General features: G+C 45.0%; 19 protein-coding genes and 1 pseudogene. 15 read left to right on the forward strand and 5 right to left on the reverse strand.

Going from position 1 to position 26,503, the window contains the following annotated elements:
* Positions 1-22: 22 nt before the first annotated feature.
* Positions 23-733 carry a purine-nucleoside phosphorylase gene (gene deoD, locus L3V37_RS01870; RefSeq protein ID WP_005375140.1) on the reverse strand — a complete coding sequence of 237 codons (711 nt, stop codon included), beginning with the start codon at positions 731-733 and terminating at the stop codon, positions 23-25.
* A gap of 398 nt (positions 734-1,131) precedes the next feature.
* Here deoD and L3V37_RS01875 point away from each other — a divergent pair, with 398 nt between their 5' ends.
* The 4 genes from L3V37_RS01875 to L3V37_RS01890 are packed head-to-tail and all read left to right on the forward strand — an operon-like array spanning position 1,132 to position 5,243.
* Positions 1,132-2,082 carry a DUF523 and DUF1722 domain-containing protein gene (locus L3V37_RS01875; RefSeq protein ID WP_017635475.1) on the forward strand — a complete coding sequence of 317 codons (951 nt, stop codon included), beginning with the start codon at positions 1,132-1,134 and terminating at the stop codon, positions 2,080-2,082.
* A complete protein-coding gene (locus L3V37_RS01880) occupies positions 2,072-2,872 on the forward strand; it encodes a MerR family transcriptional regulator (protein ID WP_033906723.1) in 801 nt (266 codons plus the stop codon). Before L3V37_RS01875 ends, L3V37_RS01880 begins: the two co-directional genes overlap by 11 nt.
* Before the next feature lie 22 nt (positions 2,873-2,894).
* Positions 2,895-4,310 (forward strand): deoxyribodipyrimidine photo-lyase, encoded by a 1,416-nt coding sequence (gene phrB, locus L3V37_RS01885; RefSeq protein WP_237305726.1) that lies wholly within the window; start codon positions 2,895-2,897, stop codon positions 4,308-4,310.
* Between the two features lie 6 nt (positions 4,311-4,316).
* The gene (locus tag L3V37_RS01890; RefSeq protein WP_005383933.1) at positions 4,317-5,243 is read left to right on the forward strand and encodes a L,D-transpeptidase family protein; all 927 of its coding nucleotides are present in this window, start codon (positions 4,317-4,319) and stop codon (positions 5,241-5,243) included.
* Positions 5,244-5,269: 26 nt separating this feature from the next.
* Here the strand turns inward: L3V37_RS01890 and L3V37_RS01895 are convergent, their stop codons facing one another.
* Positions 5,270-5,524, reverse strand: coding sequence for an Lpp/OprI family alanine-zipper lipoprotein (locus tag L3V37_RS01895; protein WP_005375145.1), 255 nt, complete (start codon positions 5,522-5,524; stop codon positions 5,270-5,272).
* A 550-nt stretch (positions 5,525-6,074) separates the two neighbouring features.
* On the opposite strand from L3V37_RS01895, the gene L3V37_RS01900 reads away from it, so the two are divergent.
* The 6 genes from L3V37_RS01900 to L3V37_RS01925 all read left to right on the forward strand — a co-directional run bounded on the left by L3V37_RS01900 (position 6,075) and on the right by L3V37_RS01925 (position 16,198).
* Complete coding sequence (locus L3V37_RS01900) at positions 6,075-7,418, forward strand: DEAD/DEAH box helicase (RefSeq protein WP_044129603.1); 1,344 nt, start codon at positions 6,075-6,077, stop codon at positions 7,416-7,418.
* Positions 7,419-7,742: 324 nt separating this feature from the next.
* Positions 7,743-9,740, forward strand: a complete 1,998-nt coding sequence (locus L3V37_RS01905) for a prolyl oligopeptidase family serine peptidase (protein ID WP_237305727.1) — start codon at positions 7,743-7,745, stop codon at positions 9,738-9,740.
* Positions 9,741-11,882: a TonB-dependent hemoglobin/transferrin/lactoferrin family receptor gene (locus L3V37_RS01910; RefSeq protein WP_237305728.1), complete on the forward strand. Its 2,142-nt coding sequence runs from the start codon at positions 9,741-9,743 to the stop codon at positions 11,880-11,882.
* 9 nt (positions 11,883-11,891) lie between these two features.
* Positions 11,892-14,144, forward strand: coding sequence for a proprotein convertase P-domain-containing protein (locus tag L3V37_RS01915; RefSeq protein WP_237305729.1), 2,253 nt, complete (start codon positions 11,892-11,894; stop codon positions 14,142-14,144).
* A gap of 25 nt (positions 14,145-14,169) precedes the next feature.
* The gene (locus L3V37_RS01920; protein WP_237305730.1) at positions 14,170-15,621 is read left to right on the forward strand and encodes a DUF1566 domain-containing protein; all 1,452 of its coding nucleotides are present in this window, start codon (positions 14,170-14,172) and stop codon (positions 15,619-15,621) included.
* A 1-nt stretch (position 15,622) separates the two neighbouring features.
* On the forward strand, positions 15,623-16,198 hold the full coding sequence (locus tag L3V37_RS01925) for a DUF1566 domain-containing protein (RefSeq protein ID WP_053307911.1): 576 nt from the start codon (positions 15,623-15,625) through the stop codon (positions 16,196-16,198).
* Between the two features lie 108 nt (positions 16,199-16,306).
* Here the strand turns inward: L3V37_RS01925 and L3V37_RS01930 are convergent, their stop codons facing one another.
* The gene (locus tag L3V37_RS01930) at positions 16,307-17,950 is read right to left on the reverse strand and encodes a methyl-accepting chemotaxis protein (protein ID WP_130545779.1); all 1,644 of its coding nucleotides are present in this window, start codon (positions 17,948-17,950) and stop codon (positions 16,307-16,309) included.
* A 331-nt stretch (positions 17,951-18,281) separates the two neighbouring features.
* On the opposite strand from L3V37_RS01930, the gene L3V37_RS01935 reads away from it, so the two are divergent.
* The 5 genes from L3V37_RS01935 to L3V37_RS01955 all read left to right on the forward strand — a co-directional run bounded on the left by L3V37_RS01935 (position 18,282) and on the right by L3V37_RS01955 (position 24,287).
* Complete coding sequence (locus L3V37_RS01935) at positions 18,282-19,103, forward strand: phosphate ABC transporter substrate-binding protein (RefSeq protein ID WP_005375153.1); 822 nt, start codon at positions 18,282-18,284, stop codon at positions 19,101-19,103.
* A gap of 100 nt (positions 19,104-19,203) precedes the next feature.
* A complete protein-coding gene (pstC, locus tag L3V37_RS01940) occupies positions 19,204-20,136 on the forward strand; it encodes a phosphate ABC transporter permease subunit PstC (RefSeq protein WP_005375154.1) in 933 nt (310 codons plus the stop codon).
* A gap of 22 nt (positions 20,137-20,158) precedes the next feature.
* The gene (gene pstA, locus L3V37_RS01945; RefSeq protein ID WP_005383923.1) at positions 20,159-21,022 is read left to right on the forward strand and encodes a phosphate ABC transporter permease PstA; all 864 of its coding nucleotides are present in this window, start codon (positions 20,159-20,161) and stop codon (positions 21,020-21,022) included.
* Positions 21,023-21,082: 60 nt separating this feature from the next.
* Complete coding sequence (gene pstB / locus L3V37_RS01950) at positions 21,083-21,832, forward strand: phosphate ABC transporter ATP-binding protein PstB (protein ID WP_005375156.1); 750 nt, start codon at positions 21,083-21,085, stop codon at positions 21,830-21,832.
* A gap of 328 nt (positions 21,833-22,160) precedes the next feature.
* Positions 22,161-24,287, forward strand: coding sequence for a GGDEF domain-containing protein (locus L3V37_RS01955; protein ID WP_130545780.1), 2,127 nt, complete (start codon positions 22,161-22,163; stop codon positions 24,285-24,287).
* Positions 24,288-24,412: 125 nt separating this feature from the next.
* On the opposite strand, the gene L3V37_RS01960 is transcribed toward L3V37_RS01955, so the two are convergent.
* Together L3V37_RS01960 and L3V37_RS01965 are read right to left on the reverse strand one after the other, a co-directional pair.
* A complete protein-coding gene (locus L3V37_RS01960; protein ID WP_237305731.1) occupies positions 24,413-26,059 on the reverse strand; it encodes a BatD family protein in 1,647 nt (548 codons plus the stop codon).
* Positions 26,060-26,063: 4 nt separating this feature from the next.
* Positions 26,064-26,503, reverse strand: a pseudogene (locus L3V37_RS01965) (hypothetical protein); the annotation flags it as partial.

Here is a 26,503-nt window from a genome sequence, read left to right on the forward strand (position 1 = left end):
AATTATTACTTACTATTTGTTCTTAGATGTTGATTGCAGTTTCTAGTGCAACTTTCATCATGTCGTTGAACGACTTCTGACGCTCTTCTGAGCTTAGTTTTTCACCACGGATGATGTGGTCAGAAACTGTCAGGATAGTCAGTGCTTTCGCTCCTAGGTCAGCTGCTACGCCGTAGATACCAGCCGCTTCCATGTCTACACCTAGGATGCCTAGTTTTTCCATCTTCTCGAAGATGTCTGCTTCTGGTGTGTAGAACAGGTCAGCAGAGAATACGTTACCTACTTTTACAGGCACTTCCTGAGCGCGCGCTTGGTTAACTGCTTCTTCTAGAAGACCGTAATCAGCGATTGCTGCGAAATCGTGGTTGTTGAAACGGATACGGTTAACTTTAGAGTCTGTAGAAGCACCCATACCGATAACAACGTCCATTAGTTTCACGTCGTCACGTACTGCACCACAGCTACCCACACGGATAACGTTTTTCACGCCGTATTCAGCGATTAGCTCGTGTACGTAGATACAGCAAGACGGGATACCCATGCCGTGGCCCATTACAGAAACTTTTTTGCCTTTGTAAGTGCCAGTAAAGCCGAACATGTTGCGAACGTCACAAACTTGTTTCACATCTTCTAGGAACGTTTCAGCGATGTATTTAGCGCGCAACGGGTCGCCTGGCATTAGAACTGTTTCAGCGAAATCACCTGGTTGTGCGTTAATGTGTGGGGTTGCCATAAGTGCTCTCCAAAGTTTTGTTTTGATAAAACGCCTCTATTATAGAACGCTATTACCAATTCTGTTGAACTTGTTCGTTTTCGTTGAGGCAATAATATCGGGACGTACAGTGGCCCCTTGAGAGCTTAGTCACAAAAACCACGCATTTAGAAACTGCAACTACTATTGATAACCAAATCTGTTGAAATCAAAAGAGCAATCGATTTGCTTTTGAGCAGTTTGTCGATTGCGCGCACAAATTCTTTGTTTTTGGGCCCAACTTTTTTCTGACAGCTGGTTGATCGAAATACTTTCGAGTGAAGTAAAACGATTAAATTGTACAACTTATTTTCTTGTACAATCTTGAAAGGCTTGCTATAAGTTATACAACAAAACTTTTTGTATAGGGATGCGTCATCATGGAATCTTCGATCAAAGTAGGTATCAGTTCGTGTGTTTTGGGTGAACGAGTGCGTTTTGACTCTGGTCATAAGGTGAGCAACTTTGTGACTAAAGAGCTTAGCCCGTATTTTGACTTTATTTCGGTATGCCCTGAAGTCGGCGTAGGTATGCCAGTACCCCGTCCAACCATTCGTCTTGTTTCTAATGAAGAGCGTGTTGCATTGGTTGAAACCAAAAATCCAGAAAATGATCATACCGACAATATGCTCACTTACTCGGCCAATAAAGTAGATGAACTTCAAAGCGAGCAGCTTTGTGGTTACATCGTTTGTGCCAAGTCACCAACTTGTGGCATGGAGCGAGTCAAGGTTTACAGCAAGAACAGTGCTGCGAAAGAAGGTGTTGGCTTGTATACGCAAACATTGATGCAAAAAATGCCTTGGTTGCCTGTTGAAGAGGATGGCAGACTTAACGACCCTGTATTGAAAGAAAATTTTATTACTCGAGTATTTTGTCTAAATGACTTTTACGACTCGATGGATGGTGAGCCTACTCGTGGCAAAATCATCGACTTTCATTCGCGCTACAAACTGACGTTAATGGCACACCACCCAGAGTCATACCGCTCCCTTGGCCGCTTAGTCGCTGATGTCGCTAATTATGAAATTGAAGACTTTTACCAAGAGTATCGTTTAGGACTGATGAAGGCGTTAACGAATCGGGCTAGCCGCAAAAATAACACAAATGTGTTGATGCATTTACAAGGGTACTTCAAACGCTCACTAACTAAAGAAGAAAAAGAAGAGTTAGCGACAGTGATTCACGACTACCGTATCGGAATGCTGCCTCTGCTAGCACCACTTACATTGATTAAGCATTACTTAAATACTTACCCAGACGAATATTTAGCAAAACAGAAGTTTTTAGAACCGTATCCGCAGGAGATGAGATTACGCTATGGTTTGTAGTTCAGAAGAAAAACTATACGCCATCCGAGATGTCGCAGAAATCACGGGTGTAAAACCAGTTACGCTGAGAGCTTGGCAACGAAGATACAACTTGATCCAACCTCAGCGAACTGAAAAAGGACACAGACTTTATCGCCAGCAAGATCTCGATACGATTCGCGAAGTCCAGAGCTGGCTCGCGAAGGGGATTTCGATTGGTAAAGTGAAGGGGCTGCTAGGAAAAAGCGCCGATGTCGAAGTCAAAAACGAGGTTCGCACACTCGAAGAAGTTGAAAACATGCTGCTTGCGCTGTCTACCCTGAATCGAGGAAAAGCAGAGAGTTTACTTGCCTCTGTTCTTAAAGAGTATCCACTAAAACTTGTTATTGATCAGTTTATTAGCCCAGTATTTGATGCGCTAGACATGGTGAAAGGATCGCTGCGATCTTTACAAGTAGGGTTATTTCAGACTTGTTTGATCACTCGACTTGCCCTTGTTATCGATTCTGAAAACAAAGCCGCTTCCAAAGGAAAGTGTCTGCTCATTAGCTTTGAACAAAACAGAGAGTCTGAGAGTTGGATTCAAGCAGCGAAGCTTTGCGAACAAGGGTATCACACGACTTTGATCGATAAGGTTGATGATGTTTCTGGTCTACTAGATCACGAGGTCGTTGAAAATGGTTCGTTTATCTACCTTTTCTCCAACAAAGCGCTAGCTGCTAAACAAGTAGCGTCCATCAAAATGCTTCACGCACAGTTAGGTGATCGGATGGGGTGCTCTGAAGTGATAGAGAAATTACACCTAACTTAGTAGACAAAAGATAGGAGCTACCATGATTTTAGTATGGTTTCGACGTGACTTACGTACGTTAGACCACACGGCACTCAAAGCGGCATTGGATTCAGGTCAGCCTGTCGTCGCTTGCTTTATCGCGACGCCAGAGCAGTGGCGGGAGCATCACATGGCGCCGATGCAGGCAGACCTCATTGCTCGTCGCTTAGCTTGTCTTAACGAGGAGCTTGAAAGCCTTAATATTCCCTTTTTGTACAAAGAGGTACCGTCGTTTTCCGATTGTACAGATGTGATTAGTGGGTGGGCGGAAACACTTGAAGCCACGTCTGTCATGGCAAACATTCACTATGAGGTGAACGAACGAGAGCTCGATACACAAGTAAGTGAAGCGTTAGCTTCTCACGATATCGAATTTGAACTGTTTCATGACAAATGTGTGCACGCGCCAACGACGGTTCTTAATAAGCAAGGCGAATATTTTAAGGTGTTTACGCCATTCAAGCGTGCTTGGTTAACGCAGTTCCATATGCCGACGGTAGTAAAACCTCACGAGCAAGCGCCACTCAATAAAAAGGTACTCGAACAATTAGAGTCGGCTCGATTTAATTCAAGCTTCACATTTAGCTATGCTCGAGAATCCAGTGAAGACTGGCTGGCTTCGACTAATGATATTTTGATGCAGCTTAGGGAATTTGCACGGGAGCGCAGTGACGCGTATCAAAGCGAGCGAGACTTTCCAGCTATTGATGGCACTAGCCAACTGTCTCCATACCTTGCGATTGGCGCGCTATCACCAAGGCAGTGTATTGCTCGTTTGTATGCTGAAAATCAACAAAATGACCTTACAGAAGGGAAAGCAACTTGGTTAAGTGAGATCATTTGGCGTGAGTTTTATCAGCACCTATTGGTTTTCGAACCAAAACTCGTCAAAGGCAAAGGATTTATCGATTGGGAGGATAAAATCCAGTGGTCCTATGATGAGACAGCCTTTGAGCGATGGAAGACAGGAACAACAGGATACCCAATCGTTGATGCAGCAATGCGTCAGCTCAATCAAACAGGCTGGATGCACAACCGATTACGTATGATTGTCGCGAGCTTTCTTACCAAGGACTTACATATTGATTGGCGATGGGGAGAAGCGTACTTCATGAGTAAGCTGGTGGACGGCGATTTTGCAGCGAACAATGGTGGCTGGCAATGGTCTGCCTCTACGGGCTGTGACGGGCAGCCATACTTTCGTATTTTCAACCCGATAAGCCAAGGCGAAAAGTTCGATGCTAATGGTGAATTTGTGCGCCACTGGGTACCAGAAATCAAAAGTGTACCGAACAAATACATCCATAAACCTTGGACTTGGGAGGGCTTTTCTTTACTGGAATATCACAAGCCGATGGTTGATCACAAGACAGAAAGAGAGATAACCTTACAGCTCTTTAAAAGTGCCAAGGAATAGAGTGAAATGCTTAGCAAAAAGCGATCAATGAGTTTCGCAAAACGTACCCTGCTATCTGTGTCGTTATCTTTAGTGAGTGGTCTATCATTCGCTAAGATGTACGAATTACCAGAGGATGGAAGCCGTTTAATTGGTCGCCTTGAAAACCACGTCGTGCAAGAAGGCGAAACCATGGCAAATATCGCTAAGCTCTACGATGTGGGTATGCTAGGTTTAATGGCCGCAAACAAAGGCGTGGATCCCTTCTTACCAGAAGAGGGGCATGTTCTTACTATTCCGACACAGCTAATCCTCCCAGACGTACCTTATAAAGGTATCGTTATTAATCTAGCCGAGCTGCGCTTGTATTACTTTCCGAAAGGAGAAGATATTGTCCATGTATTTCCTGTCGGAATTGGCCGAATAGGGCGCGATACCCCAGTAATGACAACGCGTATCAGCCAAAAACGACCGAACCCTACATGGACTCCTCCAGCCTCTATTCGTGCCGAGTACAAAGCAAAGGGCATTGACCTACCAGCCGTTGTTCCTGCGGGGCCTGATAATCCACTTGGTATGTTTGCATTGCGTTTAGCTTACGGGAATGGCGAATACCTAATTCATGGTACCAACAAGGACTTTGGGATTGGTATGCGAGTCAGCGCGGGTTGTATTCGTATGGACCCAAGTGACATTGAGTGGTTATTTGACAAGGTTCGTAACGGCGAAGACGTTAACATCATTAATCAGCCTATCAAAATGACACTTGAACCTGACAGAAGTGTGTTCTTAGAAGCACATGAGCCTTTGACTCGTAGTAATGGCGAGAAAGATGAACTCAAAGTGCCGAAAGAGTTAAAGTGGTGGCTGGATGAATTCGGTATGAAAAACGTGAAGGCTAAAGCAGCAATCGCTGCACAGAATGGGGTTCCTGTCGAAATAACCGCGCCTTAACGGGCGTTAAGACGCGGTATCAAATCTTACTTAGTGTAAGACTGAGCGATGTTATCGATACGCTCGTTAGCACGCTCAGCTTCTTCTTGAGCAGCCATTGCCGCTGCGCCTGATTTTTGAACGTCAGATTGAAGAGCTTGTACGTCTTGGCTTAGTTGGCTAACTTGGTTGCTTAGTTCGTCTAATTTTGCTGCATTTGCTGTTGCTGCGTCATCAGAAGAAGCACAACCGGCTAGTAGAAGTACTGAAGTTGCTGCAGCTGCGATCAACGTTTTGTTCATATAAGAACTCCTTGCTTATAGTGAAAGTCTCGCCACCAACTATTATTTTATACAGTAGCGAGGTTAAATGTGGTTACATTTTATCAGTACATGATGTAGCAAAAGTCAAAAAAACCCAAGAATTTCATGGAGTACCTGACGTCAACTTTTACCTGAGCTTAACAAAGGTGAATAGTCTATCTTCTCCCTCGCTCTCACAACAGTTTTCATAGCAGGTGTATTTGCCACGTTCCTGATATCAATAATTTAGACGATATTGACACAAATGAAAGTTTATTGGCTCAAATAACTGCTATTTACGTCGTTTTGTTGAAGAATAGAAGACATATCTGAAAGGCCTTTCACTAAACTTCACGTCCAGATGCATATCAAAAAGGCTAGGCTTTACTCTGAACTGAGCCACAAATGATGTTTTACCTTCACCACAGGGAATTAGTTTGTGTGATCTCTATCTATACTCCTATGATTTGCGGTATTATACCGAGCTTTATTTTTTTGCTGCGTTAGAGCGGAAACGACACTACAGAGCGCTCAGACGCTGACTGATTTATTGGAGAATACTTTGCAATTTAAAGATCTAGGCCTAGACAACCGATTGTTGAAGAACCTAAAACACTACGATTTTAAAAAAGCGACTGACATTCAGCAGCAGGCGATTCCTGTTGCGATTGCAGGCAAGGATCTATTGGCATCTTCGAAAACGGGTTCGGGCAAGACTTTGGCGTTTGTATTGCCAATGCTTCATAAGTCTTTAAAGACAAAATCGTTTTCTGCGAAAGACCCTCGCGCGGTTATCCTTGCTCCTACTCGTGAGCTAGCGAAACAAGTATATGGTGAGCTTCGTTCTATGCTAGCTGGCCTATCTTATGAAGCAGCACTGATTTTGGGTGGTGAGAACTTTAACGATCAGGTAAAAGCTCTGCGTCGTTACCCGAAATTTATCGTGGCGACACCAGGACGTTTGGCTGATCACTTAGATCATCGTTCGCTTTATCTGGATGGTTTGGAAACGCTGATTCTTGACGAAGCGGACCGTATGTTGGATTTGGGCTTTGCACCAGAGCTTCGTCGCATTCATAAAGCAGCCAAGCATCGTCGTCGTCAAACGTTGATGTTCTCTGCGACATTAGATCATGCAGACGTCAATGAAATCGCGGCTGAAATGCTCAATGCGCCAAAGCGTATTGCTATCGGCGTTTCTAACGAAGAACATAAAGATATTACGCAAAAATTTTACTTGTGTGATCACCTGGATCATAAAGAGGCAATTTTAGATCGTGTTCTTTCTGAGGCTGAATACCGTCAAGTTATTATCTTTACGGCAACGCGTGATGATACTGAGCGACTAACAGAAAAGCTAAACGAAAAGAAACTGAAGGCTGTAGCACTGAGTGGTAACTTGAACCAGACTCAACGTAACACCATTATGAGTCAGTTTGAGCGCGCAGTATTTAAGATCCTTGTAACGACTGATGTTGCTTCCCGCGGTTTGGATATTGCAACTGTGACACACGTCATCAACTTCGATATGCCAAAGCATACTGAAGAATACGTACACCGAGTTGGTCGTACTGGTCGTGCTGGAAACAAAGGGGATGCAATCTCTCTTGTTGGTCCAAAAGACTGGGATAGCTTTAAACGTGTAGAATCATACCTACAACAAGATCTTGAGTTTTCAGTGTTCGAAGATTTGAAAGGTAAGTTTAAAGGCCTTAAGCCACCTAAACCAGATTTTCGCAATAAGAAAGCGACCGCAAAGAAAGCTCGCCCTCAAGCGAAAAAATCGGCGAAAAAACCAGCTAAGCGTGACAAGAGCTTCTACAAAAACGTATCTGTGGGTGATGATGTCTTCATCCCTAAGAAAAAACCAGCGGCACCGAGCTCTGAAGAGTAAAAGCTGCTGTAGTTTCCCATTGATTTTAGTTCTTAAAAATCCGAGTGTTCGCACTCGGATTTTTTATGTCTGTCGCTAGGTGAAATAGCGTCTTTCCATACTCACTCGTTTGCCAGCTTTTATATTTGTCTGGTTGTATATAAACAGCATAGAACGCTAATTTAGGAAGTTATTAAGTTTTATTACCTCGGTCAAAGCAAACGTTTTTCCTCACACACTAGATAAAAATCTCACATGATTATGAAAATGATAATTGATATCATTTTTGTTTAAGGGCAGAATACGCGCCATTGTATTAATCCTATAAATGAATTCGCTCTCTATATGAAATTTAGTCATGTTTTTTTAGGGCTCATAATTACCTCTAGTTCTGGCTTTGCTGCTGATGATTTCAACTGGCTTCGAGATGATGCTCGTAAAGATGAGCGAGTTCTTACCTACCTAACAGAACAAAACCACAAAACTGAACAGCACCAAAAAAGTTATCAGACGTTGACAAAAAACCTACTCACGCAGTGGGATACCATGGTGGCAGACAAAGGTGATAAGCCATGGTCGATCGTGAGTGGAAGAGAATGGACGCTAACGCGTCGCGATGGTCGTTACTTACTATTATCCCGTGCGAGTCAACATGCACCAGAAAACGTGGTGTTCGATTTCGATGAACGACAATCTGCGCATCAGTACTACCAACTTGGTCAATGGCAAGTGAATGGTGACACGCTCCTTTTCACGGAAGATATCGACGGTAGCGAACAATATCGCGCCGTGGTTGTTGATTTACTCTCCGGCCAATCTACGGAACTGGCGACGCACGTCGATAGTGGCGTATTGTTGTCACCTAACGGGAAAGTGGCATTCCTCGTTGCAAAGGAAAAGCGCACTCAGCGACCTCATCAGATCTTACGTATCTCCACTGAATCTTTGGCAAAAACAGTCCTATGGAATGAACCCAAGTCAGATTGGTTACTTTCTTTCTATCGTGCGGCAGATAGCCGTTATGCTGTGCTGCAAAGCAACAACGAGTCAACAACAGAGCAGAAGCTTGTCGACCTAGAAACGGGCACTGTCTCAGATTCATTGCGAAAGCCTGAAGTGGGTGTGGAATATTACGCGGATGTGGCGAAAGGTTACATTTATCTGAAAAGCAACCTTGAAGGAAAGTTCGCCCTTTACCAAGTCGAACTCGCACCGCTTGGCGCAACATGGCAACGCTTCACCAATCCTCGTGAGCCGCTTGAACAGTTCTACCTTTATGATGCAGGAGTTGTGGCACTTAGCAAGCCAAACAATGTGTCGACTTTGACGGTGTATTCTTACCAAGGTCAGGAAAAAGTGATACTGCCATTGGAACACGATGGTCATGTCGCTTGGCTAAGCACGTTGGGCGATTTTGAATCAAACAAGATTCGTATCCGAAGCATGTCGATGACTACGCCTCCTCAGTGGGAAGAGTTCGATGTAAAAACGCTGAATAAATCCTTGTACTCTCAAGATGCTTACCAAGACTTTGATAGTCAGCGTTATGTATCCCAACGTATTTTTATTAAGCACGACGGCGTTTCTGTCCCGGTCTCTTTGGCGTATCGCAAAGACAAATTGCACCCACAATCTCCTGTGATGATTTACGGTTACGGCGCGTATGGTTTTACGATGAAACCGTACTTTATGCCTCAGGTTATCAGTTTACTCGACCAAGGTGTGATTTACGCTATCGCCCATGTCCGTGGCGGTGGGTACTTTGGCGATGAATGGCACGAGCAAGGCCGTGGTGTGCGAAAAGCCAATTCTATTGGTGATTTTGTCGCGGCCGCGAAGGCGCTGCAAACATTCGAACGTGGCAATAGAGAGGTTTTCGCCATCGGTTCTAGTGCTGGTGGCACGTTGGTGGCCGGAGCGGTTAATCAAGATCCTAAATTGTTTTCAGGTGTCGTACTTAAAGTGCCTTTTGTTGATGTGGTTGCAAGTATGTCGGATACCTCACTTCCGCTTACCACACAGCAGTATGGCGAATGGGGTAACCCAACCAAACCTGAACAATTGGCGTTAATGAAGGCGTACGATCCGATTCTCAATATCCATAAAGACACTTACCCACCCATGTTGGTTCAAGTCGGTTTAATCGATCTGCGCGTGCCATATTGGGAAGGCGCAAAGTATCTCGCTAAAGTTTCAGCGTTAAGTGAGCGCAACGGGCCGTACTTGTTGCAAACTAATTTTAATTCGGGCCACCAAATGGACCCGCGACAAGCGCAAGAACAACAAGCAAAAGAATACGCATTTCTACTATCACTCATTAAAACATCTAAAGCGGAGCAGTAAATGAAGCTTACCCCAGTGTCAGCGGCAGTACTTTCGGTACTTGCTGCCAGTCAAGTGCACGCCGAATCTAAGGTTTTCTCAATGGAAGAGGTGGTGGTAACCGCCAATAAAATCGATCAGCCATTGTCAAAAGTGGCAGGTAGTGTCGCGGTTATCACAAACGAGCAAATCGAAGAAAGAGGCGAGACCGAGCTATATGACGTGCTGCGTAACGAACCTGGTGTAAGCGTGACGGGCGGTGCAGGACGTCCGCAAAACATTACCATCCGTGGTATGACGGGTAACCGCATTATGATCGTTCGTGATGGCATTCGTTCTGCGGATGGCTTCGGTGCGAATGACATTAATGATGCAGTTGGGCGAGATACTTTTGATTTATCCAATTTTGAATCGCTGCAAATCATTAAAGGGGCAAGTTCTTCGGTGCATGGCTCTGGCGCGATTGGCGGTGTGGTGATTTTAGAATCCAGTCAGCCGGGTGATTTCTTAAAAGACAAAGACTTCTACACCGATGTTTCCGGTACTTACACCGATATCAGCAACAAGTACAAAGGCACGAGTAATCTAGCTTTTCGTTCCGGTGATACAGAGAGTTTGTTTAACGTTTCATACTGGCAAGGACAAGAAACACGTAACTTTGATGAAGATTTGTATAACCGCGACCTCGATGGTTACAGCGGTGCTTATACGATCAACCACTTTTTCAATGAAGAGGTGATGTTGAAAGCCAAAGCGGAACTCTACACCCAGAACCAAGAGCGTTTGGAGGGTTCGCCGTCCATTCAACCTGATGGAATTTGGCATATTGAAGACTTTGCTGAGGATGAAACCACAGAAGAGTACAGCGCTTATATTGGTGCAGAGGTGACTCCGATTAATCCAACTTGGTTCGAAGAGTTGGATACCAAAGTTTACTGGCGTCACACCGAAGTGGTGGAAGACACCAACCGTTTAATGCGCCAAGTGGATCACAATGGTTTGATCACCAAGCGTCGCGAGCTGGAACACAAAACCTTCATTGACGAAACAATTGGCTTCCGTGGCGATTTCACCAATACGATTTATGCAGCAAATGCTGAGCACCAATTGGCTTACGGTGTTGAGCTTTCTACAGACTGTTACGAACGCACAGATAGCGACTCCAAGATTGATTGGAACGGAGTAACACCTTCGACCAAACAACCTTTCGCTCCTGCTCGTGCTTATAACATTGGCTTGTATGTTCGAGACATGGTGGAACTGGATAAATGGACCATCACAGGTGGCCTACGATTTGATGCGCACCGTCTCACGCCAGACGGTGCGGCTGAAGTGGGCGGCTTCCCATTAAAAGACATGGATAGCTCAGAGGTATCTCCAAGTTTGTCGGTTTCTCGTGAGGTATTTGCCAACAACATTGCTTATGTATCTTATAACCATGGTTACCGTGCTCCGGAATACGATAAAGCGTATGGCTTCGTAAGCCACGACTTTGTGCCGCTCACGCCGTTTGTCATTGCACCAAACATGGATCTAGAAGCTGAAACTTCCGACTCATTTGAAATCGGTAACAAGTTCGATAACGGTCGTGCGTATGTCTATGCGTCTTTGTTCTACAACAAGTTTGAAAACTTCATCGACGTTGTGACCACGGGCTTTGACTCAAGCAATGGTAATTACATTAAACAATACCAAAACCTCGATGGTGTCGAGACGTATGGTGCAGAGCTTTCTGCAGGTTACGCGATCACTAAGCGATGGAACATCAGCACCAAGTTTGGCTACGTAGATGGCAAAGACGCGGAAGGTGAATACGTTCGAAGCATTACGCCATTCGAAGGTAACGCTCAACTGAAATACGTCAACCAAGACTTCAATGCTTACGTGGCTTGGAACTGGGCCGCGGCCATGGATCGCGTTCCTAAATGCCAGACCACGCTTGGTCTAGCGACAGATTGCGCGCAGACAAGTGCGTGGAATACGTTTGATATTGGCGCAACTTACTACGTTTCCAAAGACCTTCGTGTTAGCGCAAACATCGTCAACTTGTTCGACAAAGAGTACATCCGATACCAAGACGTAGCGGGTATCGCTGAGGAAAGTAAGCGTTACTCAACTGAGCCTGGGCGCTACTTCACGCTAAATGCAAAATACGAATTCTAGGACGAAATCATGAAGCTAAAACCATTGGCGTTTTCGCTGCTTATTGCTTGTACCCCTGCGGCACAGGCTGCAGAGTGGGATTATCCCTCAACGGATTCTGTGGTGACCAATGAAGCGCAAGCGAAAACTTATCTAGACAGCCACTACTCAGAAGCGGGCGAGTTTAAGTTCCGTTACAAAACCCAGTCTCAGCTTGGCAAGCATTACAATTTTGATGTTTGGGTAAACGGTGAATATCAAGCACAGCGCACCTTAGTAGTAACAACTGATAAAAACCATCACGTTGTGCGAGTGTTTAAGAGCCTTGAAGATACGATAATTCGCAACGGTAAACCAACGGTTGCAATGGAATTGGAATCGCCTCGCCAACTGCAAGCACAAGAGCCACCGGCTCTGAGCTCTGGAAGTTTGGTTGATGTTGAGGTTTCTTTATTCAACCCAGATCTTCGTACTATGCAACAACAAGCGGCACCAGAATCGACGTGGTCAGCACTGTCTGATTACCCTCAGCCGATCGAGTACGTCACCAAGTCGATTGAGGTTTTAAAGTCCGGCGGTAAGTTCTATCTCTCTAACCCAAGATTAAAGCAAGTGGATGCGACGGGTTTATTTGCAGCCCCAGCACCTGGTGAAGCGCCTGTACTCGATACGTTGGACTTTCTCAGCGCAGAAGGAGTTCAAGCGTTTGACAGTGTTGATGAGATGCAAAGCACCGAGTTTGGTGACAATGCGTTCCCACAGTTGATGGCTTTTTATCATCTTGATAGCTCGATCCAATATCTGACAAGCCTGACTTACGACTTGTTTGACGAACCGCTTCGTTTTGACGCTCGCGGTTTATCAAAAGATAACTCTACTTACTATTACGGTCCGAAAGCACTCATGCTGGGTGTCGGTGGTGTTTCTCCGGATGCAGTCGATGCTGATGTCGTGATACATGAGCTCGGGCATGGCATTCATTACCAAATCGTACCGGATTGGGCGTACGGTCACACTGGTGCTATCGCAGAAGGTTTTGCTGATTACTGGGCGGGCAGCGCGAGCTACCGCACTCAATATTTGGATGCTTCGCGTCGTGGTCAAGAATTCGAGTTAGATACGGTGTTCAACTGGGACGGTGTGTTCGGAACACGCAAAACAACTCGCAGCTTATGGAACCAAAGAGCGCGTTACTTCGAGGGCTCAGAGTATCCAGCGCACGTTAGTGTGGGCGGTGAACTAGGCGACGAGCTATGGTCAACGCCACTGTTCCAAGCACTTAAAGCATCGGTTGAGCGATACGGTGATGATACCGATAACGTGTTCCGTGAGTTTGACGCCATTGTTCTTGAAGGCATGTATGGCATTGGTCGTGGCGTGAAAATGCATGATCTGGCGGAATCGACCGTGTATGCCGCAAACACCTTGTTCCCAAATAAAGATTACGCCCAATTTCTGACGGACAGCTTCAACAGACACAACTTACTTAAAGCGCCTCTTCGTGTTCGCTATGACTCTCGATACATCGCACAAGGTCAAGACGTTGGTTTGAGCCTGAGCCAAACTGGCCGTGAAGCGAGCATCAAAGGGCAATGGCAGCTAAACAACGCATCTGTTTTCGACTTTGATGAAACGCTTTCTGACTCGACCTCAATGAAGGTGGCGTTACCAAGCGGTCTAACATGTGGCACGCAATTCGATTCCTCTATTTCATTGGATTATCAATTTTCTGAAGGCCTAAAGACTCACCAGTGGAGTGAAAAGGTGATGCTGGTTAATGGTACGCCAGGGCTCGATATCCAGCCTCAACCAGTGAACTCCGCTTTGCCGGAGCAGGGGGACAGACTGTTCTCTCAGACGCTATCGGACAAGTCACGCACGATTGATGATTCGTTTGCGGTTTACCTGAACATCGAACATGACTCACTGCAGGATCTGCAAGTGACGCTTGTGTCTCCACAAGGCAAATCGGTCGTGCTACTTAGCCATCAATCAAGCAATACCAATGGATTTAAAGGTTACTTCACCGCTCAGTATGACGAGGAGTTACAAGCACTTGTCGGTCAACCGAGTTGGGGGACTTGGCGTCTCGAAGTGTCTGACCGCGTGTCAGGGAATTCTGGGGTGTTGAAAGAGTGGGGTGTGAGTCACTTTGCTCAGTATCAGTGTAGTGCTGATACCACTAAAGAAAGCAGTGGCGGTGATTCAGGTGGCAGTGGTTCGCCTTGGACCTTGTTAGGACTTGTCCTGCTTTCAATGGTGAGAGTGATTCGCTCTCGTTAATTAAAATCAAAAGAAGATAAAATCTATGAAGTTTCAATATTCTTTCGTTGCTATGTCACTAGCCCTAGCTGGCTGTGGCGGAGGTTCTGGTGGTGACACGTCGGCACCGACCTATGATGTAGCTGGCACCATCGTTTCTGCAGGTACACTTCTTGATACACCAGTGTGCATCGATTTAAACCAAAACTACGTTTGTGATTCCACTGAACCGAGTGCTAAAACGGATAATGCTGGTAAATTTAGCCTGACTTCAAGCGACAAAAACGTACTAACCAGCACCATTCTTGCTCAAGTTGATCAAGGCTCAAACCAAACGTTGCGTCTTGCGGCTCCGGGCCAAAATTTAGCAACGGGCAACACGGTCAATGGTGTAACAACGTTGCTCGCGGGTCTTGTAATTGACGGTAAAACCGTTGCTCAAGCTGAAGAGATTGTGAAAGCGCAACTCGCCGATGCCGGCGTTTCTCTTTCAGGTACGGTGATGTCTAACGCAGAAGCCAGCGAGCTAGACAAGCTAGAGCAAAACACGGTTGCGCTATTAGCTGCGATGCAACCAAAGCAAATGACCAAAGGCGTAGCGCTGCTTGCTCAAAGTCTTAGCTTCCAAGGTAAATCGTTGGCCTCTGATCTTCTGTCTGAAGCGGAAGTAAGTGCATTTGCTGAAGAAATTGTAGCGGTTGCTGAACAAACGGTTGGTAGTAACGATACGGGCGCCGTTCTTTATTTTGCTGAAGGAGCAGCAGACGTAGCAGAGGTTCAAGCGTCTTACCCTGGTCAAGATGCGGAATACGGCTTCGACAAAGAGGACAAGCAAACGTCGACAGGCGCTGGCTTTAAGTTCGTTAAGCTAGATTCACAAGGTGCTGCTTTAGCTGCAGATGCGACTGAGTGGGCTTGTACTATGGACGAGCGTACTGGTCTTGTTTGGGAAAACAAGAGTGCGGATGCGAGCTCGGTTCAATTTAAAGATCGCCTATTTGCTTTTGAGTCTGAAACATTTAAGCCATTTAGCAAAGATGTAGAGCTTGCAGGTTGTAAAGACGCTGGTGATGAAGTTTGTACCACTAGCCAATATGTTGAGTACATAAACAAACAATCGTTATGTGGAATCACTGGTTGGCGCTTGCCTACTTACCGTGAAACATATGACTTATTAGACTTTGGTGAACAAACACTGTTCGCTCCGAACGAGGAATATGCGCCACACAACGTGTATGGTTTCAATGTTAAATACTTCCCACAGCAAACGATAGGCAGTCCTTATTTAGAGTATGGTGCGTTTTGGCATAGCGACTTTACGTTTGTGAATACATCATCACAGCTCGTTGATGCTGAGGTTTATTTTCCTGCAATTATCTCTCGGGGCGTAGATAGAGGCACTATTTCACTCGTCGATATTCGCTCAAGCAACACAAGTGCAGACGCCGATGACTCATACCAATTCCCAATCCGTCTAGTAGCAGTAAAGGGCCAATAAGATGAAGAAATTAATAACTGTACTATCTCTTGCTTTGGCTTCTCAAACTGCAATGGCTGCACAAGAGTGTTCTACTGACTTTGCTAAAACGGCACCTAACACGCGTTATACATATTCTGATAACGGTACCGTAACTGACTTAAAAACAGGTCTTACATGGATGCGCTGTCCAGTTGGTATGACATGGAATGTAGGAAATCAAGAATGCCAGGGGACGCGATCTACAATGTCATGGCAACTCGCTCTCTCCACAGCCAAACAAATTCGTAATAAGGACGGCAACCATCCTCTTCACAATTTTGCTGACAAAAAAAATTGGCGACTAGCAAATATCAAAGAGCTGGTATCTCTAACTGAGCGAGCTTGCCACAGCCCAGCCATAAATAGTACAGGGTTTGCTAGCGGCTATAGTCTGACAGATGGAGATGATGTTCTAGGGCGTTATGTCTGGAGCAACACACCTAATGGCGACGGTAAGCATGTTGCAACTTTTGATACGACTAATGGTGAGGTTTTCAATAGAGATCCGTTAAACTCAAGTTTCAAAAGTTCTCTCTTGTTAGTGACAGATGAATAATAATTATTACGTTAATAAGGGTTGATAGCTTTGCCTTTATAATAAGCTCCGCCAGTGCGGAGCTTTTTCTTTTCTAACCTTTGGAACTTATCGTGTTGAGCAGAGTATTTAAACTTGGAACTGCTTAAGCTGATGTTTTTGGTTTTCTGCTAAACCAGACAACTCTTGCGCTGCCGCGGCTGATTGAGTGATACCAGTTACGTTCTGGCTCACTAGTTCATAGATGTTCGTTAAGTTGTTGTTGATATCAGCCGTGACCTGTTTCTGCTCTTCTGATGCGGTTGCAACTTGAGTGTTGATTGAGTTCAGATCGGCGATAGCATTACTGATATTAGCAAGTGATTGGCTAACTTCTTGCGTCAGAGCTTGGTTGTCTGACAACATGGCTAAGCTGGAATGCATACTTTCATTTGCGTGACCAGATTGTTGCTGTAGCTCTTCTATAATGGTTTGGATCTCTTTGGTGGACTCCTGAGTTCGTGCTGCCAGCATACGTACTTCATCGGCGACTACCGCAAAGCCTCTGCCACTTTCGCCCGCCCGTGCAGCTTCAATCGCTGCATTCAGTGCAAGTAGATTCGTTTGCTCAGAAATACCTTCAATCACTTCGATCACGCGACCAATGTGTTCTGATTGTTCTTTTAGTGAAGTCACGACGGCAGCGGCTTCGTTAAGTTGTTCCGCCATCTTTTCACTTGCGCGAGTGCTTTCCCCAAACATGCTTATACTTTGTGAGGTTAACGTACGTGCTTGATTTGATGCACTATCGGCTTCTTGTGCATTGGTCGATACTTCAGCTGCGGTCGACTCTAGCTGATTGATCGCCGAGGCTACTTGCTCAACTTCTTGCTTTTCTTGATCCGAGTTGACGCTGCTTTGAGTCATAACAGTTGCTAACTCGGTTGATGCTGATGCCACATCTTCACTAATGCGAACCAATGCGCTTACAGTTTCACGCAGTTTTTCTATGGTCTGGTTTACATCCCGAGCCAACTGAGACACTTCGTTTTTCCCGATGGCTTCGGCCTTAACTAGTAGGTTTCCCTTCGCGACTTCCCGCATCGTTACTTGAAGGTTACGAATCGGCGCAACGATGTAGCTGGCGAGTACCCAACTAATAAGTGAAGCGGCACTCAAGATCACCGCAAGCGAGACGGCGCTGTAAGTTAGCGTGGTTGAATGTTGTTCGCCATTCGTTTCGACTTCATCGGTGACGATTTGATTCAAGTGTTTAGACAGTTTGTCGATGGCGTTGATCATCGCTTCGCCAGCTAATCGATACTCAGCCATTGCAGATTCGTACTTTTGATTGAAATCAGAGGTGGTGTAATCAGAAGAGTGTTTAGTGGTGAGCAGAGGTGTCATGGTAACGCGAGTGAAATCAACATAGTGATTCATGGCCTTACGCATAGCATTGACTTCATTTTGAACGCCAGGGAGATTGTCGATGGAGTTAAGAAAATCGCGGTTTTTGTTTTGTCGCTCAGAAAGCTCTTGGTTGAGAGACTGAACATCTTCGGCTCTAAATAGACTATAAATGGCTTTGATGCGCATGGCGTAAGTGTTGTCTACGATGCCGCTAAGTTCCTCTTTGTGAATGATTAGCTTATGGGTGGAAGCCGAAACCTTATTGAATGCTTGATCGAGTTTACCGATTCCGACACTCAGTCCAATGATGAGTAATATAACTGTGAATAGAACAGGCAGAAAAACCTGAAGTTTAATAGAAAGCGTACTAAGAAATTGACGCATGAGATTGACCCTCTATCGGTTTAATTATTATCTTTTTTATAAATAAGCATTTCGATTTTAATTGTTATATTTGCCAAATCAATGAGTTACTCATATCTAATTGTTATGAAATGTACCAAAATCGATGGGGTTATCATCTTGAACATGAGGCAACGTTATAAAAACGTTACGTTCAAATTGAGAGAGGGATAAGTCGCGGAATTAATAGTTAGAAATGACAACGTGTCATAGAGGGTTCAACTAAGTGAAACACAACTGTCATATTCAAATTCTAAAGTGAGCACCGTTCAAGTGAAACACAACGGCAATAAAGCCACTTAAGGAAATTGTGATGAAAAAGACAGTAATCGGTGCAATCGCACTTCTAGGCGCAATGGCAGTGACTCCTGTTTCTGCTAAAGAAACTATCTCTGCAGTGGGTTCTAGCAGCGTAACTCCACTGATGGAAGTTTTCTCTGAAACGTACATGAAGAAGAACCCTAACGTATTTATCGAAGTTCAAGGTCCTGGTTCTTCAGCTGGTGTAAAAGCAGCGAAAAATGGTTCAGCAGACCTTGGTATGTCTTCTCGTAATCTAAAAGACTCTGAAAAAGAATCAACACTAATCGAAGAAGTGGTTGCTCGTGATGGTATCGCAGTGGTTGTTAACCCACAAAACAAACTGCCAGGTCTAACAGCCGAGCAAGTGACTGCAATCTACAAAGGCGAAGTATCAAACTGGAAAGAAGTCGGTGGTGCAGACAAGCCAATCGTAGCTATTACTCGTGACACTGCTTCTGGTACTCGTGGCGCATTTGAAGACATCATGTCTCTAAAAATGAAGATTTCTGGTAAGAAGGTATCAGCTATCTCTCAACGTGCTCAAGTTGCAAACGGTAACGGCGCACTGAAAACAATGGTTGCATCTAACCCATACGCAATCGGCTACATTTCTCTTGGTACTGTAGACAACACTGTTAATGCGCTAGCAATCGACGGCGTTGATGCAACGGTAGCTAACGTTAAAAACGGTTCTTACAAAGTAGCGCGTCCATTCCTTGTTCTTTACAAAGAAGGCAAGCCATCAACAGAAACGCAAAAATTCCTAGACTGGATGCTAACTGACGAAGCGCAAGCGCTAGTTGACCAAAAAGGTTACATCTCAGTTAACTAATCCCATCGGGACTTTAAAGTTTGCTCAGCCCAACGTTTCGGGCTGAGCCTTTTCTATCCATTGTGTTCAACGGCATTGCCCAGAACCGTGAGATTTTTAAATGACCATCGCAACAAATAGTGAAAAGCTTATGAATACTGACGCTAGAGCTATCAGCAAGTCAGGCCTACGCGAGAAGCGTCGTGTAGACTGGAAAGAGCGCATCTTCCACGGCTTGTTCCTAACGAGTGCCGTAATCGGCATTGTTTCATTAGCCGTTATTGCATACTTCATCGTTCGAGAGAGTATTCCGGCATTCCAAGAAGCAGGCGTATCGGGCATTGTCTTAGGACAAAACTGGTTACCACCTGCGCTTTACGGTGTCGCCACCATGATTGTGGCATCTATCGTATCGACGGCTGGTGCTGTCATTGTTGGGGTTCCAATTGGTGTTCTGACCGCCATTTTTATCGCTGAAATCGCACCAAAGCGATTAGCAGACATCATCCGTCCAGCGGTTGAGCTGCTAGCCGGTATTCCTTCAGTGGTCTACGGTTTCTTCGGTCTGGTTATTATCGTTCCATTGATTCAGAAGGTATTTGATGTACCTGCAGGTAACACTATCTTGGCCGGTATTATTGTTCTTGGTGTGATGATTCTACCAACAGTAATTACGGTTTCTGAAACGTCTATTCGCGCTGTCCCTCGTACTTATAAAGAAGGTTCTTTGGCACTGGGCGCATCGAAAATCTACACCATCTTTAAGTTGCTCGTTCCAGCGGCTCGCTCAGGCATCATGACAGGTGTGATACTGGGTATCGGTCGTGCGTTGGGTGAGACCATGGCGATTATCATGGTTATGGGTAACGCGCCGGCAATGCCAGAAGGCATCTTGGATTCGGCTCGTACACTAACTGCAAACATCGCTATTGAAATGTCTTACGCAAGTGGTGTTCACGCGAACGCACTTTACGCTACAGGTGTAGTACTTCTGGTCTTCATCATGTCGTTGAACGCTGTACTACTGTACCTAAACCGAGAAAAAGCGAAGTAATCGCTCGTTAAAGGTGACTATTATGGATCGCGCAAAACTGAAAAAAGCACGCCAGTTCAAAGATAATGTCTTTAACGCATTTGTCTGGATCTCGGCAGCACTAACGGTAGGCTTTTTGTTCTGGATTATCTGGTACATCCTATCAAACGGTCTACAACACGTAGATTGGAACTTCATTACTGATAACTATACGCGCACAGGTGAAGAGCACGGTATCTTCCCAATGATTGTGGCGACCATTTACATGGTTATCGCTTCTATCGCAGTGGCAGCGCCACTCGGTATCATGACGGCAATCTACTTGACCGAATACGCGAAAGTGGGCAGTCGTTTGGTGAAAATCATCCGATTCTGTACCGAGTCATTGGCGGGTATCCCGTCGATCATTTTCGGCCTGTTTGGTATGACTTTCTTCGTGGCGATTCTTGGCCTTGGCTTCTCGATTCTGTCGGGTGCATTGACGCTAAGTATCCTAATCCTGCCAGTGATCATCCGTACAACGGAAGAAGCGCTGATGGCAGTACCACAAACGTACCGTGAAGGCTCTTATGGCCTCGGTGCTTCTAAGATTTACACTATCTGGCGTTTGATTCTTCCGAGCGCAATGCCAGGTATCTTAACCTCGGTCATTCTAAGTATTGGTCGTGTCATTGGTGAGTCTGCTCCAGTATTCCTGACAGCAGGTATGGTTGCACGTATTCCGGATTCTTTATTGGATTCAGGTCGTACGCTAACCGTTCACCTATACAAACTGACTACCGAACTGTTTACCGTTGAAGAATGGAATCAGGCTTACGGTACGGCAACAGTGCTTATCGTGGTTGTTCTCTTGATCAACATGGTAACGAAACTGATTGCTAGACGTTTTAACACCGCAACTTACTAACAACACTAATTAAGAACGCACGTTAAAAGACACGAATTCAAGAATTAAGAGATTAAGACAATGAACAAATTTGATATTGAAAACCTAGACCTATTCTACGGTGACAACCAAGCACTGAAATCGATCAACTTACCAATTCCAGTTCGCCAAGTAACTGCACTTATCGGCCCGTCAGGTTGCGGAAAATCAACGCTTCTACGCTGTTTGAACCGAATGAATGACCTAATCGAAGGCGTGAAAATTACAGGTAAATTGGCGATGGACGGCGAAGATATTTACGGCAACATTGATGTTGCTGACCTTCGCATCAAAGTCGGCATGGTATTCCAAAAGCCAAACCCATTCCCGATGAGCATTTACGAGAACGTGGCTTACGGCTTACGTGCTCAAGGTATCAAAGACAAAAAGACAATTGATGAAGTGGTAGAGCGTTCGCTGCGCGGTGCTGCACTTTGGGATGAGGTGAAAGATCGCCTTAAATCACACGCATTCGGTCTATCTGGTGGTCAGCAGCAACGTTTATGTATTGCACGTACAATCGCGATGGAGCCGGATGTGATTCTGATGGATGAACCAACGTCGGCACTTGACCCAATTGCGACACACAAAATCGAAGAGTTGATGGAAGAGCTAAAGAAGAACTACACCATCGTTATCGTGACTCACTCAATGCAACAGGCGCGTCGTATCTCTGACCGCACTGCGTTTTTCCTAATGGGTGAACTGGTCGAGCACAACGATACGCAAGTGATCTTTAGCAACCCTCAAGACGACCGTACTCAAGGCTACGTAAATGGTGATTTCGGTTAATCCACCGTATTTACAAGCATAACTAAATAACTATAAGCGATGGTAACTTTGCCCCTCTTGATGAGGGGCCTTTTTCTTTTTAAGTCGTGGGCTTATAACGCCTACCAACACAAAAAATCTTGTAAATAAGCATAACTTTCCTCCCCAGTTTATAAAGCATGTAACTTATGTGAAACATGGCTTTAAAAGTGCTGAAGAGCTCTCGAATGTAACACTAAGTCTGATAATTTTGCGAATGACTTAACAGCTCAAATTTGAACGTATTGATTGCATATCATGGCCTAAGTAGTTTTTTATCGAGGATAAAAAAGTAGATTAGGTTGGTAGGGTGAGTTTAAGAAGTTTTACAAGAAAAGTGTCTTCAACGAGGGACCATCGGTTGCTAGCGGAGGCAATCTTTGATCATTTAGAGAGTCTGTTCTCCCCTCAAGCCCTCGCTATTTTTGAAGATCCTTCAATTAACCCTCGTCATTCAATGAGCTTCTCTCGCGGAGAGCTTTACCCAACCCAAAACTATCCTGAGACATTCTGGGAGTGGGCAAGTCAGTTTGATACCTCTGAAAGCATCATACCTCTGGCGATCAACACTTGTAACTGGAATCACACCCGAGATTTAGGCGGTGATAGTTACATCATGATGCTCGACAACACGCCTATCAAACGTACCTACCTACTGATTCAATCTGTACATGCTCGCACAGCACATAATATCTATGAAGAAAGTTACGACGCAATGCAGCTCGCAGCGGCGCGTTGGCAATGTATTCGTGCTGAAAAAAATGCCTCGAAAGAGATCAGGCACAGAGATATTCGTGAAGCGCAATATGTTGATGAGATTAGCCAACGCGAGCGCTTTATCGAAAATATGAAGTTAGTTCAGCAAGTTGCACTCGAAATCTCTAATCCTGATTCTTTAAAGGACTTGTACTACAAAGCCGTCGAAGCGTTACGTGAACGACTTGGGTTTGATCGCTCTACACTGATGCTTCTCGATATGAAAAAGCGCAGCTTCAGTGGTACATACGGCACGGATGAGTCAGGAATTACGATTGATGAATTTCACACACAATACGATTTACATCAACTTAGCGAGGAGTATATCACCGCGTTATCTAGCCTTGAGAGCAACTTAGTGATTGTAGAAGACGCGCCAATATACACAGCAGGCAAGGTCATCGGGCAGGGCTGGAATGCGATGTTGATTTTACGCGATGGCAATGAACCGTTTGGGTGGTTCGCGCTAGATAACTTTATTCATCGTAAGCCGATAACGGCATATCAAAAACAGATGTTGGACTCGTTTGGTTCACTCTTCTCTCAAATTTACATTCGTAAGCGCCAAGAACAAAACGTACGCATGTTGCATTCAAGCATGGTTGAGTTATCACGTTGCACTACTGTCAGTGGAGTATGCAAATCGGCCGTCACTTTCGCCATTAAAAATCTTGGTATTGATCGAATGGCGGTGTTTTTAACTGATGAAAATTGCTCTTACATGCAAGGAACGTGGGGTACCGATATTCAAGGTAACGTGGTGGATGAATCTTACTTCTTTGGCGAAACCCAAGATTTCTCTCTTATAAATCTGGCTCGCTCAATGCCAAACGAAGTCGCATTTGAAGAATCAGTGCCTATTTATCATGACTGTAATATTGTTGGCTTTGGTTGGGCTGCGATGACGGTATTGACTTCAAATAGCAGTGGTCCTATCGCCTTTATCGCTGTTGATAATTTGCTGACACGTGCGCCCTTAACTTCTCAGTTACGTGAAGTGATTCGTATGTTCGCGTCCAGCTTAGCTGAAGTATTGCAACGTACTCAAGCTCAAGAGGCGATTCGCGAACTAAACGAAAACTTAGAGCTGGAGGTTCAGAACCGAACAAAAGAGTTGGAGGAAGCCAATCGACAGCTTGAGGTACTTTCTAAGCTCGATCCTTTGACGCGTCTTGGTAATCGCCGCATGTTAGAACATGTGATGCAAAAATATTGCGCCCTAGAGTGTGAAGACGACATGTCGTTTGGCCTGATCCTGATTGATATTGACCATTTTGGCTTATTCAATAATCACTATGGTCATCTCGAAGGCGATATTGCATTGATGCGAATTGGCTATATCTTGGATCATCATACCAAAGGTGAAGATGAAGTTTTTTGCCGTATCGGTGGTGAGGAGTTTGCGTTGCTCATGATTGGTTCTGAGCAAGAGGAGGTTCGATTGAGAGCAGAGTGCATTCGTCAGTGCATCGAGGGCGAGGGGATAAAGCATCGACATAATCCAGACGGGGAGTTACTTACCGTTTCAGTCGGTTACTCCTGTTATAAAGCGAAAGGCAAAGACTTTAATTTTGACCATTTATATCAGTTGTCGGATAAGGCACTCTATCAAGCGAAGAATCATGGGCGAAATTGTGTAAGGCGATACGAATACGAGCCCCAAGTTTTGTTGAGTAAGTGATGTTCATAAGAGCAACTTGATAGGGAAGAGGCGGCGGTTGGTGCTCTAGATAAAACCGCTAAAGCAAAATTTGGCCGGATAAGAGAATTGGCAGCTCATGAGAGCTGCCATTGTTATCTAGTTATTTATAGCTTTTCGAGTTGGTGGTCGGTTTTCGTTACGTTTGCTTTGCCAAGGTTTTGAATTTTCGCTAGCAGCGAATCAGGGCTCCAAGGTTGTTGGTTAGCACTAAAACGCGCTTGATTCATGGCATTAAGCTCTTGCTTAATTACTTGTACGTCACCAGGGTTTAACCTGTCTTGATGAGTGGTTAAATACTCATTTACAGAGCGTTCAATTTTCGCAGCATCGCCCTCTTCGATGACTTTTTTTAGCGCGTCGATGCAAAGTGGTTGTTCAGTATTTGAAACCGTTCCACTCGCTGTTATTGACCGCTTTTTCCATGCCCAAATAGCGATTCCCAATGTCATTATCCAAAGCCCTAAAAAAACAAAGGTTAATATTCGCCAGAGACTGTTTACATCGCCGCTTGATTCAGGACTAGGGGCTGACACTAAAGGCGCTGAAAGAGGCGATTCCGGCAACGTGATTAGCCCAGTGTCATTTTTCTCTACGTCTAATGTTAGCTCTGGTAACGTTGTTTTCTTCGCTTCATCATTTTGACTGTCCCACCAGTTCAAGTCGTATCCTGGTAAGGTATATTTCCCGGCCTCTGTAGGAATAATGACTTGCTTCACCGTCATGGTAACGGTGCCATCTCTCGCGCTATCGAACTTAGGTTGTTCGGGATACACGCGCAGTGAACTCGGGTAACTAATATTGACTCGTGGCAGGTATTCGGCTTGTGTACCGCGAGCCTTAACTTGAATGGTTCGAGTGAGTGAAGAGCCTTGTTTTACTGTGTTAATCGCGTTAGTCGACAGTAGATTACCTTGATCGTCTTGCCAGCTCTGTGTCATTTCTAACGCTGAAGCAGGAAGCCATTCACCTTTAAATTCGCTCGGAATCGGTTTGACCGTGATTGGCATGCGTTCCGCTTTGGTGTTGATAGGTATTATTTTGGTTGAGCCCGTCAAGCTGTCGCCATAAATATAAGAACCGGTCAGTTTAGGACCTATCAAGGTATAAGTGCCTGGTTGATTGGCCGTTAAGCGAAACGACTGCTCTATGACCGCTACTTCTAACCCATTTAAGATCTTCTGTCTTTGTTGTAAGCCACCCAGTGCCTCAAGCTTCATGCCTTCAATCTGCGGAGGTACTATTTGCGGGTTATCTAGGCGTCGAGTGTCCGCTTTAATTAGAAGCTGTATACGTAATGTTGCAGATTGCTGAGGGTAGAGCGTACTGTTGTCGACCGTAATATTGAAGCTAAATAGATCATCAAGATTGGGGTCTGTTTGGCTCGCGTTGACACGTAGTTTGATCGGCTCCGTTTTCATGCCATCAGCGGAAAAACTTGGAATAGTCAGAACACCTTCTTTCATTGGTGCAATTGAGATACTCCACTCGGTACGCACCGATTTTCTTCCGTTAATGTTATTGCTAGAGCGGCCATAACGAGGTTGACCCAAGAAGAAGTCTTTCTCTAGAACATTGAAGTCGATTGAGTCTGAGCTGAGCTCAGTATCTGAAATGATTCTGAGGTTAATCACTTCATTCTTGGCTATTTGTGTTTTATTCACACTAGCTTGAAGTGTCTGTGCCATCACCGAGAAACTGGATATTAGGCTGGCCACAAAAATAAAGACCAGTTTTACGCCTTTGTTCATCACAGGCTTACCACTCCTTTTGAGATTGTTGTGGAGGTTGTTTTTGTTGCGCTTGAAGTTGCATTTGCGCACGGATCAAAAAGCTTGGGTCGCGAGCACTTTCTACTGCTTCTAGTCGACGAAACTCAGGATCATCCTGATGCATTTTTTCGGGATGCGCTTTAGCCTGTATTGGTTCACCTTGATCCTTCACTTGCTTGTCATCTCGTTGCGGTTGATGTTGTTCCGTTTCTTGTTTTTCTTTTTTATTTTCAGAATCTTGCTGATTTTGTGACTGTTGTCCTTGCGCTTCTTTCCCTTCGTTTTGAGACTTTTGTTGCTGTTGCTGTTGCTGTTGCTGTTGCTGTTGCTGTTGCTGTTGCTGTTGCTGTTGCTGTTGCTGTTGCTGTTGCTGTTGCTGTTGCTGTTGCTGTTGCTGTTGCTGTTGCTGTTGCTGTTGCTGTTGCT

This window comes from Vibrio sp. D54 (genome assembly GCF_021728075.1).
GTDB lineage: Bacteria > Pseudomonadota > Gammaproteobacteria > Enterobacterales > Vibrionaceae > Vibrio > Vibrio alginolyticus.